13 protein-coding genes are annotated in these 16901 nt (G+C 67.5%); 8 read left to right on the forward strand and 5 right to left on the reverse strand.

The features are described from left to right. Positions 1 to 118: 118 nt before the first annotated feature. The 3 genes from AC5P8J_RS06200 to AC5P8J_RS06210 all read left to right on the forward strand — a co-directional run bounded on the left by AC5P8J_RS06200 (position 119) and on the right by AC5P8J_RS06210 (position 4880). Entirely contained in the window at positions 119 to 2200 is a 2082-nt protein-coding gene (locus AC5P8J_RS06200) for a TonB-dependent siderophore receptor (protein ID WP_134731552.1), read from the forward strand. 62 nt (positions 2201 to 2262) lie between these two features. Continuing rightward, a complete protein-coding gene (locus tag AC5P8J_RS06205) occupies positions 2263 to 4035 on the forward strand; it encodes a chloride channel protein (RefSeq protein WP_494539929.1) in 1773 nt (590 codons plus the stop codon). Between the two features lie 128 nt (positions 4036 to 4163). Continuing rightward, positions 4164 to 4880: an MgtC/SapB family protein gene (locus tag AC5P8J_RS06210; protein WP_494539930.1), complete on the forward strand. Its 717-nt coding sequence runs from the start codon at positions 4164 to 4166 to the stop codon at positions 4878 to 4880. Positions 4881 to 4952: 72 nt separating this feature from the next. Here AC5P8J_RS06210 and AC5P8J_RS06215 read toward each other — a convergent pair whose 3' ends face one another. Continuing rightward, the gene (locus AC5P8J_RS06215; RefSeq protein ID WP_019659950.1) at positions 4953 to 5360 is read right to left on the reverse strand and encodes a MerR family transcriptional regulator; all 408 of its coding nucleotides are present in this window, start codon (positions 5358 to 5360) and stop codon (positions 4953 to 4955) included. A gap of 63 nt (positions 5361 to 5423) precedes the next feature. Between AC5P8J_RS06215 and AC5P8J_RS06220 the strand changes: the two genes are divergently transcribed. After that, entirely contained in the window at positions 5424 to 6251 is an 828-nt protein-coding gene (locus tag AC5P8J_RS06220; RefSeq protein WP_021204280.1) for a class I SAM-dependent methyltransferase, read from the forward strand. An 85-nt stretch (positions 6252 to 6336) separates the two neighbouring features. On the opposite strand, the gene AC5P8J_RS06225 is transcribed toward AC5P8J_RS06220, so the two are convergent. The 4 genes from AC5P8J_RS06225 to AC5P8J_RS06240 form a co-directional block, all read right to left on the reverse strand. Further along, a complete protein-coding gene (locus tag AC5P8J_RS06225) occupies positions 6337 to 6627 on the reverse strand; it encodes a DUF6959 family protein (protein WP_019659952.1) in 291 nt (96 codons plus the stop codon). Positions 6628 to 6746: 119 nt separating this feature from the next. Beyond that, complete coding sequence (locus AC5P8J_RS06230) at positions 6747 to 7589, reverse strand: OmpA family protein (protein ID WP_227853813.1); 843 nt, start codon at positions 7587 to 7589, stop codon at positions 6747 to 6749. Positions 7590 to 7650: 61 nt separating this feature from the next. Further along, positions 7651 to 12657 (reverse strand): YadA-like family protein, encoded by a 5007-nt coding sequence (locus AC5P8J_RS06235; protein ID WP_495216702.1) that lies wholly within the window; start codon positions 12655 to 12657, stop codon positions 7651 to 7653. Positions 12658 to 12893: 236 nt separating this feature from the next. Beyond that, positions 12894 to 13874: an AraC family transcriptional regulator gene (locus AC5P8J_RS06240; protein ID WP_021204283.1), complete on the reverse strand. Its 981-nt coding sequence runs from the start codon at positions 13872 to 13874 to the stop codon at positions 12894 to 12896. A gap of 684 nt (positions 13875 to 14558) precedes the next feature. Between AC5P8J_RS06240 and AC5P8J_RS06245 the strand changes: the two genes are divergently transcribed. The 4 genes from AC5P8J_RS06245 (at position 14559) to cpaB (ending at position 16897) form a co-directional block, all read left to right on the forward strand. Further along, the gene (locus tag AC5P8J_RS06245) at positions 14559 to 14750 is read left to right on the forward strand and encodes a Flp family type IVb pilin (RefSeq protein ID WP_021204284.1); all 192 of its coding nucleotides are present in this window, start codon (positions 14559 to 14561) and stop codon (positions 14748 to 14750) included. Positions 14751 to 14817: 67 nt separating this feature from the next. Then, a complete protein-coding gene (locus AC5P8J_RS06250; RefSeq protein ID WP_134731544.1) occupies positions 14818 to 15363 on the forward strand; it encodes a prepilin peptidase in 546 nt (181 codons plus the stop codon). Further along, on the forward strand, positions 15360 to 15836 hold the full coding sequence (locus AC5P8J_RS06255; RefSeq protein ID WP_494539932.1) for a TadE/TadG family type IV pilus assembly protein: 477 nt from the start codon (positions 15360 to 15362) through the stop codon (positions 15834 to 15836). The genes AC5P8J_RS06250 and AC5P8J_RS06255 overlap by 4 nt, the downstream gene beginning before the upstream one ends. A 23-nt stretch (positions 15837 to 15859) precedes the next feature. After that, the gene (gene cpaB / locus AC5P8J_RS06260) at positions 15860 to 16897 is read left to right on the forward strand and encodes a Flp pilus assembly protein CpaB (RefSeq protein ID WP_494539933.1); all 1038 of its coding nucleotides are present in this window, start codon (positions 15860 to 15862) and stop codon (positions 16895 to 16897) included. Positions 16898 to 16901: the final 4 nt, after the last annotated feature.

Genomic DNA, 16901 nt, shown 5'->3' on the forward strand with positions numbered 1-16901 from the left:
CGAGTCAGAAAGCAATCGCCCACTGTATCACCGGGCATCGGCATGAACCGAAGGCGCATTCCAATAGCGAATGGAATCAGCAATAATTCTCATTTACGACCTTCCACAGCCTGCACCGATGCCCATCCTCGCCCTGCAACCGGCCCGCCTGCCCCTGGCCGCCGCCCTCGCCCTGTGCCTGCTCCCGACCACCCGTGCCTTCGCCCAGGACGGCGCCACCACGCTGGACAGCATCCAGGTCTCCGGCAGCTGGCTGGGTACCGGCCTGCATGACAGCGTCAAGCGCTTTGCCGGCGCGCGCACCGTGGTCGACCGCCAGCGCATCGAGGCCAGCGGCGCGGCCAGCATCGGCGATGCCATGCGCCGTATTCCGGGTGTGCAGGTCACCGACAACTCCGGCACCGCTGGCAGTTCGGTGTCGCTGAACATCGGCGTGCGCGGCCTCACCGGGCGCTACTCGCCGCGCTCGACCGTCCTGTTGGACGGCGTGCCGCTGGCGGTGGCGCCGTATGGCCAGCCACAGCTGTCGTTCGCGCCGACCAGCCTGTCCAACATCGAGTCGATCGACGTGGTGCGCGGCGGCGGCGCGGTGCGCTACGGGCCGCAGAACGTCGGTGGCATCATCAACTTCAGCACCCGCGCCATTCCCACCGAGGCCGGCCTGCACGGCGAAGCCGGCGTGCGCTACACCGCCTACGACCATGGCGGCGGCGACAGCGCCCAGTACAACGCCTTCCTCGGCGGCACCGGCGACAACGGCTTGGGCGCCGCCCTGCTCTACTCCGGCCAGGACGGCCGCGGCTGGCGCCAGGGCAGCGATGACCGCTTCAACGATCTCGCACTGAAGTTCGCTTACGCGATCGACGAACAGCAGGAACTGCGCGCCAAGCTGTCCTACTACGATGTGCGCTCGCTGACCCCGGGCGGCCTGACCCGCAACCAGTACGAGGCCGATCCGTTCCAGAACACCCGCCCCACCGATTTCTGGAAGGGCCACCGCACCGGCGTCGACCTGGGCTACACCAACACGCTGTCGGCCAACAGCGAGTTCGAGGTACTGGCCTATTACAACGAAAGCAGCCGAGCCAGCTCGCTGATCAACGCCGCCAATACCCAGCTGACCGTGCAGCCGCGCGACTACCGCGTGCTCGGCATCGAGCCGCGCTACACCCAGCGCTTGCACTGGGGCAGCAGCGTGCATGACATCACCGCGGGCTATCGCTTCCTGCGCGAGCGCGGCAACGACCGCAGCTACACCGTCACCCGCCGCACCGGCGTGGCCAGCGCCACCACCCGCTTCGACAACGCCACCGATGCGCATGCGTTCTACATCGACGACCGCATCGCGATCGGCCAATGGCGGATCACTCCGGGCGTGCGCATGGAATGGATCGACATGGACCGCCGCCAGGCCGGTGGCGCGGCAACCTTCAGCAGCCGCAACGACAAGGCCCTGCCCTCGCTCAACATCGCCTACCTGCTGACCCCGCAGCTGACCGTGTTCGGCAACTACACCACCTCGTTCGGGCCGGTGCAGAACATCCAGCTCAATTCGCAGACGGCCAACAACCCGCTGAACCCGGAAATCGCCAGGACCACCGAGCTGGGCGCGCGCTGGCAGGACGGCGCCCTGCGCGCGGAAGTGACCGTGTTCAAGATGCGCTTCGACAACCAGATCCTGCAGGTACCGGGCATCACCCCGCCCACCTTCCAGAACATTGGTGCCACCGACCACAAGGGTGTGGAGAGCGCACTGGAGTACCACTTCGCCGAGGACGGCGCGCTGGCCGGGCTGGAGCTGTACGCCAACTACACCTGGACCAAGGCGATCCAGCAGTCCGGCGACAACCGTGGCCTGGACGTGCCGTTCTACTCGCGCGACACCGACAGCATCGGCGCCCGCTACGCGCTGGCCGGCTGGACCTTCAACGTCTCCAGCACCCACCAGAGCGGCCAGTTCTCCGACGCCGCCAACACCTGGGAAGAAACCGCCGATGCGCGCGTGGGCCGCGTGCCGGGCGTGCGCCTGTGGAACGCGCAGGTGGCCTGGCAGGTGCCGGGCCTGGGCGACAGCGAGATCGCGCTGGGCGTGAACAACCTGGCCGACAAGCGCTGGTACACCCGCAACGTCGATGGCAACGCAGGCCGCATGGTGGCCGCGCCGCGCACCTTCTACGTACAGGGCCGCTACCGCTTCTGAGCCGGTAGCCACCCGATGCGGTGACGGTGGCGCTCACGGTGGCGGCGTATCATGCCGCCACCATGTCTTCGCCCGTTTCGCCATCGCGCCTGCATCTGGCCTTCCAGGGCCTGCGCCTGCGGCTGCGCGGCAGCGACCTGTGGTTCATCGCGCTTGCCCTGCTGGTCGGCCTGATCGCCGGCTACCTGACCCTGCTGCAGTCGGGCATCGCGCGCTGGCTGCAGGGCACGCTGTATGGCCTGGACGACGGTATGCGCCTGAGCTCCCTGCCCTCGCTGACATGGACCGCGCTGCTGGTGCTGCCGCTGGGTGGCCTGCTGGTCGGCCTGGTCAGCCTGGCCGCGACCCGGCTCAAGCGGCCCCTGCTCGATGCGGTGGAAGCCAATGCGCTGCACGGCGGCCGCATGTCGATGCGCGACAACCTGATCGTGCTGACCCAGACCCTGCTGTCCAACGGCTGCGGCGCCTCGGTGGGTCTGGAGGCTTCGTATACGCAGATGGGCGCCGGCAGTGGTTCGCAGCTGGGCCGGGTGATGCGCCTGCGCCGCAATGACGTGCGCATCCTGGTCGGCGCCGGTGCCGCCGGTGCCATCGCCGCTGCGTTTGGTGCGCCGCTGGCCGGTGCGTTCTACGCCTTCGAGATCGTCATCGGCGCCTACACCCCCGCTGCGCTGGCACCGGTGGCCGTCGCAGCGCTGGCCGGCGCGTTCGTGGCCGACCAGGCCGGCATCGAAGCCTATCTACTGCCAGCGGCCTCGACCATCGACGTGCGCGCCGCCGACTACGCGATCTACGGCCTGCTGGGCTGCTGCTGCGCGATGGTCGGCATCGCCATCATGCGCCTGATCGCCTCAATCGAAGGCACGGTCAAGCGCAGCCCCCTGCCCGCGTGGGGACGGCCGGTGGTGGGTGGGCTGCTGCTGATTCCACTGGCACTGGCCAGCCCGCAGGTGCTGTCGTCCGGCCATGGCGCGCTGCACCTGGACCTGACTACCCACCTGCCGTTGATCTGGATCGGCGGCCTGCTGACCCTGAAGTGCCTGGCCTCGGGCATCTCGCTGGGCTTCGGCTTCCGTGGCGGACTGTTCTTCGCCTCGCTGTTCATGGGCACCCTGGTCGGCGCGCTGTTCGCCGGACTGCTGGGCATGGCCACCGGCGTTCCGGTGATCGACGCCACCTCGGCCGCGCTGGCCGGCATGGCCGCGCTGGCTGCTGCCGTCGTTGGCGCGCCGATGACCATGGCCATGCTGGTGCTGGAAGGCACGCACGATTTCCTGCTGACCAGCGTGGTGATGAGCGCGGTACTGGTGTCCAGCACGCTGGTGCGGCAGTGGTTCGGCTACTCGTTCTCGACCTGGCGCATGCACCTGCGCGGCGAGACCATCAAGAGCGCCCGCGACGTGGGCTGGGTGCAGAACCTCAACGCCGGCCGGCTGATGCGCAAGGGCGTGGCGACCGCCCCGGCCGATCTCGATGCCGCCGCGTTCCGCCAGCGCTTCCCGCTGGGCTCGGGCACCCGGGTGATCCTGATCGACAGCGAGGGCCACTACGCTGGCATCGTGCAGATTCCACGGGTCTACGGCGATGGCGTGAAGCCGGAGACCATGATCGGCGAGCTGGCCGAGAACCGTGACGTTTCACTGTCACCGGCCGCGGACGTGGTCAGCGTGATGCAGCGTTTCGACCAGACCCAGGCCGACGAACTGGCGGTGGTCGGCGCCGACGGCCAGGTGCTGGGCGTCGTCTCCGAAGCCTTCGTGCGCAAGCGCTACGCCGAGGAACTGGACAAGCGCCAGCGCGAGCTGATGGGCGAGCGCGTCGAGGACACCGACTGACCCCGCAAAAAGGGGACGGAGGGGATTAAGTCGTTTCTGGCACGCTGACTAACCACGCGTGGCGTGGACCGCTGGAAATCCACGCATGGCGTGGATCTACTGTCACCTCGACCGGGTAGACTCCGGCCATGCGCTTCATTGAGACCTTCCAGGCCGGTCCCTTCGCCGACACCGTGGTCAGCCTGCTGGCCGCCTTCGTGCTGGGCACGCTGATCGGCGCCGAGCGCCAGTACCGGCAACGCACCGCCGGCCTGCGCACCAATGTGCTGGTGGCCGTCGGCGCCGCTGCCTTCGTCGACCTGGGCATGCTCATCGCCGGCAGTGCCGAGGCGGTGCGGGTGATCTCCTACGTGGTCTCCGGCGTCGGCTTCCTCGGCGCCGGCGTGATCATGAAGGAAGGCATGAACGTGCGCGGCCTGAACACCGCCGCCACCCTGTGGTGCTCTGCGGCGGTGGGCAGCTGCACCGGCGCGGACATGCTGGCCGAAGGCGTGCTGCTGACCGTGCTGATCATCGCCGGAAACACCCTGCTGCGGCCGCTGGTGAATGCGATCAACCGCATTCCGATCAATGAGGCCGCCACCGAGGCGACCTACGAAGTGCGCCTGAGCGTGGATGCCGAAGCCGTGCCGCGCGTGCGCGAGCGGTTGGTCGACGCGCTGGAAGCAGCGCAGTATCCGGTCGGTGATGTGCAGCTGGTCGAGCATGCCGACGCGCCTACCGATGTGATCGCGGTGCTGGTCAGTACGGCGGTGAGTGCCGATGAGCTGGACGTGGTGCTGGCGCGGATGGAGCACGTGCCGGGCGTGCTGCATGCCACCTGGGAAGTCAGTACCCGCGATTGATTCCATCCACGCATGGCGTGGATCTACCGAGGTCGTGGTGAAGTAGATCCACGCCATGCGTGGATGCATCTCTCACCGACCCGCCATGCGCTGCTGCGCACGCAGCAGTTTCTGGAACGAACCGCACTTCCGGGCGTCCTCCGCCTGCGGGCAGGCCGCCGCGCGTTGCAGGTGCCGGCGCACCCGTTGCAGCCGGGTGATCTGCCGCTGCAGCACATCGGCCTGCGCCAGCAGGGCCTCCCGATCCAGGGAGATGCACCCGCGCTGCAGTGGCAGCGATGCCCCGATCTGCTGCAGCGACAGACCGGCCGCCTGGCCGAGGCCGATCAACGCGAGCCGTTCCAGCACCTGCTCGTCGTACTGCCGGCGCAGGCCGCGACGGCCCAGTGCCTGCAGCAGCCCAAGTTGTTCGTAGTAGCGCAGGGTCGAGGCCGGCACGCCGCTGCGCTTGACCACCTCGCCAATATCCAGTTCGCGCACGGGCTTGACCTCAAGTGACCTTCAAGCGCCAACCTATGGGCAACTACCCACCGAGGCAAGGCCATGGCCAGCACCCCCCCCCTTGATCAGAACGCCCTGTGGAACGGCCCTGGCGGCCAGGTCTGGGTTGCGCAGCAGGCCCTTCTCGATGGCCTGTTCCAGCCGATGGCCGACCTGCTCGTGGCCGAACTTCCGGAAACCGTCACGCAACTGCTCGACATCGGCTGCGGTACCGGGGCCAGCCTGCTGGCATCAGCCGCCGCACGCCCGTCGGCGCACTGCACCGGCCTGGACATCTCCGCGCCGATGCTGGCGCTGGCCCGTCAACGCGCCGAGGCGGCAGGGCTGGACGCAGACTTCATCGTCGCCGACGCACAGCAGCATCCGTTGCCCACCGCGCACTTCGACTGGATCCAATCTCGGTTGGGCGTGATGTTCTTCGAGGATACCGGTGCGGCCTTCGCCAACCTGCACCGCGCCACGCGGCCCGGTGCCGGCCTGCGTTTCATTGCCTGGCGCAGCGCTGACGAGAATCCATTCATGACCACGGCCGAGCGCGCGATCGGCGATGCGCTTGAGCTTCCGCCGCGCGCACCCGGTGCCCCGGGACAGTTCGCCTTCGCAGATGGCCAACGCGTGCAGCGCCTGTTGCAGGCTGCCGGCTGGAAGGATGTGGAGGTGGTTGCGGTGGACCTTCCGTGTTCGATCGCACGCGATGAGCTGCCGACCTACGTCGGCCAGCTGGGCCCGGTGGGCCAGGCGCTGCGGGCGCTGCCCGAAGCGGAGGCCGCCGGGCTGCGCGACCAGGCGCTGGCAGCATTCACACCATTCATCGAGGGCGATCGGGTCCGCGTGGGTGCTGCCTGCTGGTTGATCCGCGCACGCGCATGACACAGAAAAGGGGACGGAGGGGATTAAGTCGTCCATGTCCCTGCCGTGCCGGGAACGACTTAATCCCCTCCGTCCCCTTTTTCTTCTACAGTGCCTCGCCGGCGTCGGCCAGGCGCGATTCGATCAGCGCATACCACTGCTGTAGCACGTCGATCAGCATGTCCAGCTCCGCATCGGTACGCTGCGCGCGGCCGCTGCGCAGGCAGGCCTGGGCTTCCTGCAGCTGGGCAAGGAACCCGGCCACGGTATCGGCCTGCAGGATCAGGCCTGGCAGGCGCCGGCCGGGAATGCGTACCACGGCATGGTTGCCGAGCTGGCCGTACACGCTGAGTGTGGTTTCCGTCTTCATGGAAAGAGGCAGGAATTGAGCGTTCATCGCGTGCACCGTTAGAAAACCTGAGCCGCAGGCAGGCGTGGACGACGGGGGAGACGTTGCCACGCCTGCCGGCGGTCAGGGGGGACTCGGGACCGGGGCCTGGCCCCGGTGAGGGAATTTCAGCGCGGCTGTGCCACTCCGGCGATCTGCACGCGACGGTTTGGCGCCAGGCAGGCGATCAGCTCGCGCCGATTGCGCTGCTCGCACTGCACGATCGGCTCGGCCGCGCCGCGTCCTTCGGCGCTGATGCTGGCTGCAGGCACGCCGCCCTGCACCAGCGCGCTGCGCACGGCCTCGGCGCGGCGCTGCGACAGGGTCTGGTTGTAGCTGGCACTGCCGATACGGTCGGTGTAGCCGGTCACCCGGATCGACTGCACCTGTGCGGCTTCACGCACCTGCGCCAGGATGCCCTGCACCGCCTGCTGGCCCTCGGCGCTGAGTACAGCGCTGTCGAAGCCGAACAGCGCGTCGGCAGACAGCCGCAGCGGCTGTTCTGGCAGCGGTGCCGGTGCCGGTGCCGGCGGGGCCGGTGGCCGCGGCGGCTCCAGCACGGCCGCGCACGATTCCGGCTTCCAGTACCCCGCCTGGGCAATGCCCTTGCTGTCAAAGCGGACCTGGAACTGGCAGGTGAAGTACTCCGCGCCCTGCGCGGTGCGGAAGTTGAACAGGTAGTTCCACTCGCGCACGCCCCACATGCCTTCATTGAAATGCGGCGTGCCCAGCAGCGTGTACAACTGCCGCTTGCTCATGCCCGGCGCGAAGCGGCGCAGGTCGGCGACGTCGGGATAGATGCCCTCCTTCAACGAAGCCTTCGACGCCTCCGGGAACTGCACGGCGGTGGCTTCGGCAGGACCGTCGGTGGCCGGCGCATGGCTGCGGCAGGCGGCCAGCAGGCCCATCCCCAGGATCAGGCCCAGCGTAGCGGCATGTTGGCCGGCGCGGGCGATACGATGCTGTTTCATGTCATTCCCCCTGTAGACGTTTCCGCGATGCCGGGCCGCGCGTGCGGCCCGGCGGCGGGGATCACCACTGGATGCCGGCACCGACGGCCACGCCGGCCTCGCCACGGCTGTTGGTCGAACCGCTGAACTTGTAGATCCAGCGACCGCCTTCGGAGACACCGGAGATGCCCAGCGCCACGCCCGATTCGCCGTTGTAGCTGCCAGCCGCGATCGAGGCCATGCTGCGGCCCGCCTCGCTGGGCTGCGGCAGCGCCGCGGTGGCCATCGCCGAGGCGATACCGGCCGAAGCACGGTTGTCGGTCTTGCGCAGGTCGCGCTCGAAGCCACCCATGCGCTCGTCGGTGTAGGCCTTGGACCAGTCCAGGGTTTGCGCCATCCCCGACTTCAGCTGATCCACGTTGACCGCGTCGGTACCGGCGGTACCAGCGGCAACGTTGCGCACCGTGGTCGGGCCGCTGCCGGTGGATCCCAGCGTGACGCTGTTGTAATTGGTCGCACCGTTCACCGTGGTGTCGTAGCGGAGCGTACCCTGCTGCGAGGCCTGCAGCTGGCGCACGTTGACCGCGTCGGTGGCCTGCGAGCCGTCAGCCACGTTGACCACCTGGCGTTCGGCGCCGCTCGCACCCACCGAGACCGTGTTGGCCCGGTTCGCCACCGAACCCGCACCCAATGCCACCGAGTTGTCGGCCTGCGCCTGTGAACCATTGCCCAGCGCGGTCGAGTTGGTACCGGCGGCGGTGGAGCCTGCACCGCCGGCGGCCGAGTTGGCACCGCTGGCGGACGGGTCGGCCAGGTTGTTGGTGTTGTTGGCGCGGAAGCTGCCGGCCACGTTGGTGATGTTCTGGATCTTCTGGTCGGTGTACTTCTTCGATTCGTCGATGGCGTAGTTCACGCCGTTCTTCAGCTGGCCGACATTGGTCGCGTCGTAGGTGTCCGAGCCGTCGGCGACATGGGTGATCTTGCGCTCGCTGCCAGTACTGCCGACCGAGACCTCACCGGCCGAGTTGCTGGCGCCGGTCTGGCCGTAGGCACCGGTATAGCCGCTCTGCGCACCGACGCTGGCCACCGAACCTGCACCCAGTGCCACGCTGTTGCCGGCACTGGCGCTGGCGCCGTTGCCGACCGCCACGCTGTTGGCACCGGCCGCACTGGCCTGCGGGCCGACCGCCACCGCTTCCGCACCGGCCGCGGTGGCTGCGGCCGCCGTCGAGTTCACCGCCAGGTAGGCACTGCCACCGCCACCGTTGGTGATGCGCTGGTTGAGGACCTTCAGCGAGCCATCGACGGCAGTGAAGGCGGCGGTGACGTTGTTGTAATCGCCGCTGCTGAAGGTGCCATCGGTGGCGATGCTGGAGATGCTGAACGTCGGCGCGGTCCACGCGTTGGTGGTGCCGTTGTAGGCAGTGGTGCCGCCGAAGTAGTTGGCGATGGTGCTGTGGGTGCTGAACAGCTGGTCGCCGGTGATGGCGTCGCTGCTGCCGGCCAGGATGCTGCCGGCGGCGACGTTGGTGATCTTCACCGCACCGCTGCCGGTGCCCGTCAGCGTCACGCTGTTGAGCACGTTGCCGCTGCCGTCGACGTCGTACTTCACGGCCAGCTTGTCGATCTCGCCGGTCTGGTCGGCCACATTGGCCAGTGAATTGCTGACCGCGTCGAAGGCGGTACCGACGTCGTTGTAGTTGCCCTTGGTGATCGTGCCGTTGGCGGCAACGTTATTGATCGAATAGGTCGGCGCGGTCAGTACGCCGCTGGCGTTGACCGCCGCGCCACCTCCGAGGTGGGTGGCAACGGCCTGGTTGGCCGCAAACAGCTGGGCACCGTTGATGGCCTCGCTGCTGGTGGCACTGACCTGGCCCGGGCCCAGGTTGCGCAGCGTGGTGGCGGTGCCGCTCTGGCCCAGCGTGGCACTGGCGTAGTTGACGCTGCCGTCGCCGTTGAGGTCATAGCGCAGGGCGCCCTGCTCCGAGGCCTGCAGCTGGCCCAGGTTGACCGCATCGGTCGCTGCGGTACCGGCCGCCATGTTGGTGACCTGGCGCTCGGCACCGGCGGCACCGATGGATACGCTGTTGGGACGGTCAGCCAGGCTGCCGGCGCCCACCGCGATGCTGTTGGAGGCGGTGGCGCGGGCATTGGTACCAACCGCGATCGAGTCGGCGCCGGTGGCCACGGCCTCGGTACCGGTCGAGTTCACCCGCAGGTACTTGGTACCGCCGTTGCGGATATCGGTGATCTGCGTGTTGAGGTTGACCAGCGAACCATCCACCGCCGCGAAGGCATCGGTGGCGTTGGTGTACAGGCCCTGGGCGATGGCGCCGGTGGTGGAGATCGTGCTGATCTCGAACAGCGGCGCAGTGAAGGCACCGCTGGCCGGATCGAACGCGGCGCGGCCACCGAAGAAGCTGGCGATGGCGGCGTTGGTCGCAGCCAGTTGGCCACCGTTGACTGCTTCCAGGCTGCCCGCGGTGACCGCGCCGCCGGCCAGGTTGCCGATGGTGGTGGTGCCAGTGCCCGCGCCAAGCGTCACCCGACGGTAGTTCGGGTTGCCGGCACCGTCCAGATCGTAGGTCACCGCAGCTGCCGCCACATCATCGATCAGGCTGATGGCGCCCTTCAACTGGGCCACATTGACCGCATCGGTGTTGACGCTGCCGGCAGCCACGTTGGTGATCTGGCGCTCGCCGCCACCGGCGGTGCCCACCGATACTTCGCCGGCCGAGACCTGCGGTGCAGTGAGGCCATAAGCGCTGTAGCTGGCCTGCGCGCCGCGCAGTGCAGCCGAACGGTAGCCCAGTGCGACCGAGTTCGCCTGGTTGGAGGTGGCTTCAGCACCCAGCAGGGTCTGGCCGTTGGCGGTACCGACGGCACTGTCACCGACGATCACCGAATGGCCCATGCGCGCAGCGTAGTCTGCGGTCGGGACGCCGGTCGGGTTGGTGGGATCGTTCACGCCATCGCCCGGGAAGGCAACGTTGGCATCGACCCTGGGCAGTTCGTGCCGTGCATTGGCGCCGATCACCACTTCCTTCGAACCGTTGGCGAAGGCGCCGTCACCCATCAGCACCTGGTAGTCCTGTGCCGCGTTGACGGCCCAGCAGGAGATGTCGGCCAGCGCGATGTCCAGGCACTTCGCCGCCCATTCCGGCGAATCCGTTGGCAGCAGCAGCCCGAGCAGGCCACCCGGATTGCCGTTGTTGATGTTGTAGATGTAACTGTCCGAGGTAACGCCGCCAATGAGCGTCAGGTGCGAGCTGCCGCCGGTGACGGCGCCGCCGAGGCCATTGAGGGTGCTACCGACCGGCGACAGGTTGACCACCGGCAGGCCCAGCACATTGACCGTCGAGTAGGTCTGCATCACGTTGGCGTTGCTGAGCTTGAGATTGCCGTTGCTCAGGTAGCCGTCGCCGCCGAACAGGCTGCTGGTGGTCGGCCCGATGAGCTGGCCGACATTGCCGACCAGGCCACCGGTGCCGATGATCAGGCCCGCGTTCGGGTCGGCCGGCGCCGGCGCCTTTGGGCTGGTGGGCGGTATGGCCGAGGGTTGGGTCAGGCCGAGCCCGCCAAGCGTGCCGCCGACCAGCCCGCCTACGGCACTGCCGAGATTGCCGATGGTGCCGTTGAGGTTGCCGTTGAGCAGGTTGCCTACGGCGCTGCCGACATTGCCCAGCGTATCGCCCAGCAGGCCACCCAGGCCGCCGAGGCTGCCACCTGTAGCGCCGTTGAGTACACCGCCGACGGTGCTGCCCACTGCACCCGCTGTACTGTTGAGCGTGCCGCCAACGGCACCGCCAACGGCACCGACGGTGCCAACTGCATCGTTGAGCGCGCCACCGACGGTGCTGCCGACCGAACCGACCGTGCCGTTGAGTGCACCACCCACGGTGCCGCCAACTGCGCCAACCGTGCCAACAGCCCCGTTCACTGCACCACCCACCGCGCTACCGACAGTTCCAACGGTGCCATCGAGCGTGCTGCCCAGTGCTTCGCCTACCGTTCCAACCGTGCCGTGCAAGGCGCCGCCGACCGCACCAACCGTGTTGCCTACGGTGCCATCAAGCACGCCACCTACGGCGCCGCCTGCCGCGCCGACAACGCCGCCCACCAGGCCATCGACGCCCAGCGCGCTGTTCTGCGCCGCCACGGTCGCTTGGCCGGCCAGCTTCAGATTGCGGTCGGCCACGACTTCGTGGCCACCCGGCGCCTGCACGCGCACGTTGCCGGCAACACCGGTATCGAAGGCCGCGGTGATCGCACGATCATGAGTCTCGCCCGGCAGCTCCTCCTTGGCCGGCAGCGTGACCGCCGCCGTCGCCTTGACCTGCCCCTGGCCGTCGATCTGGTGGCCCGCCAGCTTCAGCTGCGAATCCACCTTGCCGTCAACGGACGCCTTGAGGCCGGACAGCGAGCCAGCCGGTGCGCCAGCAACAGCGGCGGCCGCCTTGGCACCGGTATCGATCGAGGCCACCTGGGTACCGGCGATGCCAACGCCGGCCTTCGCCTGGGCATCCGCAGCCACACCGAGCGGCGCATGCGCGGACGGCGCAACGTTGGCCGCCAGCGATGCATCAATCTTCGCCACATGGGACGCTGCATGACCCAGCCCGACATTGGCGCGGACATCGGCAGCCAGCGCAGGAACCGCGACCTGCTTCGGCGCAGCGCTCGCCGCCAGCTTCACCTGCACGGTGGCCGGCAGCACGTCGCGTACGATCGGCAGCGAGTTCGTACTCAGCTGCAGGCCGACACGCGCGTCAGCGCTGATCGCCGGACTGCTCTGCGCCTGGCGCGATGCGGCAGCCAGCGCCACTTCCGCGTCGACCTTGACCGGCATCGGCTGCGCGTACTTGGCTGCGAGCGCCTGCAGGTCGCGCAGCGACTGATTGGATTCGGTTGCGCCTGCATGCCCGCTGGCCAGCGCACACAGCAGGGCCAGGGCCAGTGCGGTCGGCATCAGCAGTGCACTGCGCGGATCGCGGGCGGCGCTGCCGCCGCTGTCGCCGGTGGCCAGTTCCGAGGCCACAACCAGAGCATTGAGCTGGCGGTTCCATACACGCCGGTAGATGCGGTTCATGAGCATTTCCCCCGTAGGCGAACAACTGGAATGTCAGTGGACTTGCCGTTAGGCAGGTGACTGACATTTCAGCGTTTGCAACGGCGGTGGCGCACTTCAATCCGGCACGGCAATCGCGCATTCCGGCAAATCCACGGCCGGAATCGGCAGCCGTCTATGCAGAAGCGGCAGCATGATCGGCAAACGGATGCGCAATTCCGGCATGAATGCCGTGGAAACCCTTGCGGGACCTTGGCTCAGGCCGGCTGGCCGATCTGCGCGGGCGCGCGCATCAGGGTATCGCGCGGCAGTTCGCCGAATACCTTGCGATAATTGTCAGCGAAGCGCGAGAGGTCCCAAAGCCCGCAGCTGAGCGCGATGGCCTTCACCGAGCGGCGGCTGGAATCGGCCATCGACAGGCTCCGGCAGGCGGCACACAGGCGCAGCATGGAGAGGTACCGGTTCGGCGAAGTGCCGAACAGGTCCTCGAATGCATAACGCAGGCCGCGCTCGCTGACGCCAGCGGCATCGCAGATTTCATTCATGTAGATGTTGCGGCGCAGGTTGAGCCGCATGAAATTCTCGGCACGCTGAGCAATCAGATAATGTGTGCGCCGCGCACGGCTGCAGCCCGGGCGGTCGGCGGTACCCGCGCCCAGCAGTGCCTGCACATGCTCATGCAGCAGCCGCTCGGCTTCTTCCGGCTGCAGGCCGGAACCCTGCCCCAGCTGCAGGTGCAGCTGCTGATAATGGCGCGCCAACGGCGCTGCTTCGTTGGCCAGGCTGAACAACGAGAGTGCCTGCCCAGCCGGTGGCGTGCTGCGCAGGCTCAGTTCGGTCAGCTTGCGCTGCACGCGCGCCGCCGGCACCAGCATCAGCGTCATGTGCGTGCCCGGGCTCAGGGTGAACTCGCTGATGCCCTCCGGCATCACGGTCAACGCCATACCCGCCGCAAGCGGTACACCATGGCACCAGCTCAGCGTCTCATCGGTGGCGTGCAGATAGCCGAGCATCGCCCAGTCCGGCGGCAGCATGAATCGTCCACGGCAATGGAATCCACAGCTGATGCTGCAGAACAACGCCTCCTCGTGCACGCGTGAAGCGAAGGCCGCCCGTGGCCCATTGCCATCGAGCAGTAGCAGTTCAACATCACATACACGGAGCACGCCGCTCAGCGTCGCCAGGTCGATCGACCGCAGGCCGCTGTCGTCGCTGTCTCCTACCCCACCATCGACCATGACAGTGTCGTCCCCCGATTATCCGTCGTGCGATACGGCCCCCACTGCCTGACAGGGCGCGCGCCTCTCATGGAATCTCTTCCATCACCGGGATGCGCGCCGCCAACGCACGCACCCCAAAAGAAACGCGAGTACTTGAATACGAGTATGCCCGATAATTCAGCGGGGTAAACATCTGCCCCGCGTTGAATAGGATGGATACAGACGTGAAAATCATGCTGACGTGATTGGCACAGTTCTCGCATTCGACTGAAACCAAAATCACATTATCTGCACGTCGATGAATCGTTGTGCGAGCGAACGGATTTCCGTCACAGAACCCGCGTGAAAAATTAAGGACCGAAGGGATTCTGCCGAATTTGCATATAGGTTCCGGTTGCAGCCGGCCGCCATTCAGGCAAAGTCGATAACACGGTGATCCGGTCTTTGATAATGACCGCACCCAGGGGGACAGCATGACCATGCACGTATCGCTCGACACGTCGACCACCGGCCCCGCGCCGCACGGTCGCGGTTGTGCGAACGGCGTCCCGCCTGGAAGCGATCACCCTGCTTGAGCACAGCGGGTCCATCCCGCCTTGCCTCCTCCGCCAGGACGTGCGGAGGTCCACGGACGATCCCGGCGGAGCCGGGCCACCGCCCAACAGGTGTCCTGTAGCAGACAGGTAGAGGGAGACAATCGTCATGAACGCATCGATCCGCAAGTTCCTGAAGGAAGAAGATGGTGTCACCGCGCTCGAGTACGGGCTGCTGGCCGCTGTGATTGCGGGCGTGCTGATCGCACTGGGCAGTACGCAGATCCAGACATTCTTCAGCACGCTCTTTGAGAATCTCACCAAGCTTGCCAACAAGGCTTCAGGCAGCACGCCCGCCTGAGCCGCCTCCTGGATTGGATCAGGGACAGCAACTGCTGAGCGTCCACTGACGGGCGACGGAGTGTGCGATGACACTGCTGGGTTTATTGGCCATCGGCGTATGCCTGCGGATCGCGATCAGCGATCTGTACGCCCGGCGGGTGCCCAACGCCTGGCTGCTGTCCGCATGCGCGATCACCGTTGTCGTGCTCATCGCCGGACAGTTCAACGCGCCGCGCCTGCCGTGGGCTTCCCACGTTGCCGGCGCGGCGCTCGGCCTGGTCGCATTGCTGCCGTTCCATGCGTTGCGCTGGATGGGCGCCGGGGATGTCAAGTTCTTTTCCGTGCTGGGATTGATGCTGGGCTGGCAGACACTGCTGCCGATCTGGATCGCGGCCAGCCTCGCAGCGGGCGCACATGCCGCGTTGGTGCTGGCGTCACGCCGGGTGGGTCCAGTACTGCCCGTCGGCCTGCAAGCCCAGCTGAACCGGGCCAGTTCGCAGTGGCATTCACACCCGGCGCTGCGCGACATGCAGAACGCCCGCCAGGGACGCCATGGCATTCCCTATGCAGCCTACCTGGCCGTGTCGGCCATCGCCTGGATCCTCATCACTACGTATGGAGGTGTGCCATGAACACCCCCAACCCGCGCTGGCAACGTGGTGCGGCCAGCATCGAGTTCGCCTTGATGCTCATGCTGGGCCTGCTGCCACTGCTGCTGTTTACGTTCTCCGGCGTGATGATCATGGCGGCCCAGCAGACGCTGGCAACCGCTTCGGCCGAGGGTGCGCGCGCATCGCTGCGCTATGGCAGCGCCAATGAACGTCGTACCGCGGCGTGTATTGCGGCGCGCAGCTCGATGCAGTGGCTGCTGAACTTCTCCGGGCAGTCCGTCGACTGCAGCAATGGGGGAAGCAACGCCATCCTGGTTTCCGCGCAGGCGCCCTGCGCCGGACTGGCCAGCGCCCAGTGCATGACCGTGACCGTCAGCTACGACTACGCAAGCCATCCCTTCCTGCCCGGCACCGCCACGCTCTACAAGTGGGTAATGCGGGCTCCCATCCGCAGCGTGGCGGTCGCGCAACTCGACCTCGGCAGCGGCAACTGACGATCGCTACAGGAGACGGTTCCATGCTCAAGTTGACCCGCATCGCCGCCGTCGCCCTGATCGGGTTGGCCGTGCTGCTGGCGGTCATCGCCCTGATGATCGGGCGCAGGCAAGCCGCGCCGGCCACGGCTGCCCCGGCCGCGCAGAGCGAAGCCCAGGCAATCACCGTGGTGGAGGCGGTGGCGCGACTGCCGGCCGGCGAACCCATTTCTGCCAATGGACTGCGCCTGGCGCAGCGCAGCGCCCCGATTGCCGGTGCCGCCTCCAGCATTTCCGCCGTGGTGGGAAAGGTGCCGGTGCAGGACATTGCCGAAGGCACGGCAATCAGCAGCAATGCGCTTGCGCAGGGATTCTCGCTGCAGCTGCGCCCCGGAGAGCGCGCACTCGCGGTACCGGTTGACGAGTTGGTGGGTGCCGGCAACCGCATCGTGCCGGGCGATTTTGTCGACGTGTTCCTCAACCTGCGCAACGCCCAACCCAACGCCAGCGGGCCGGCCGATGCAGCACAGACGCGCCTGCTGTTGTCGCGCCTGCGCGTGCTCAGCTATGGCCAGCAGGACATCGCCCTGGCCAACGCTGGCGCTGTCGCCAGCACTGAAGCCGATGCGCGCAACGATCCACGCGCCGCCGACATCACCGGAAGCAGCAGCACCCAGAGCACGGGCAGCGAGACCACCCAGCCGGCACGCAGCGCGGTACTGGCGGTACCGGTGGCCGACGCCAACCGGCTGTTGCTGGGTGCGCAGCAGGGCAAACTGTTCCTGGCCCTGCGCAACCCTGCCGATCCCGGCCAGCCCGATCTGGCGCTGTTCCCGCAGGCACGCGGTGTGATCGATCCGCTGCGGGGGCTGGATGCGGAACAGCAGCTTGCGCTGCAACGGCCGGAGAATCACGCCTACGCCGGCATCGACGGTGATGCATTGGCCGGCCGCAGCAACACGCCGGCCCGCAGCACCCAGGATGCCACGGCACGCATACCCGCACCCCGGCGCAGCGCCCCGCGCGCATCGGGTATCGAAATCATCCGGGGTGACAGCTCCGCCCCCCGTGGTTCCCTTTGACCTG

The sequence above is a fragment of the Stenotrophomonas sp. YJH_SMC_37 genome (assembly GCF_059370035.1).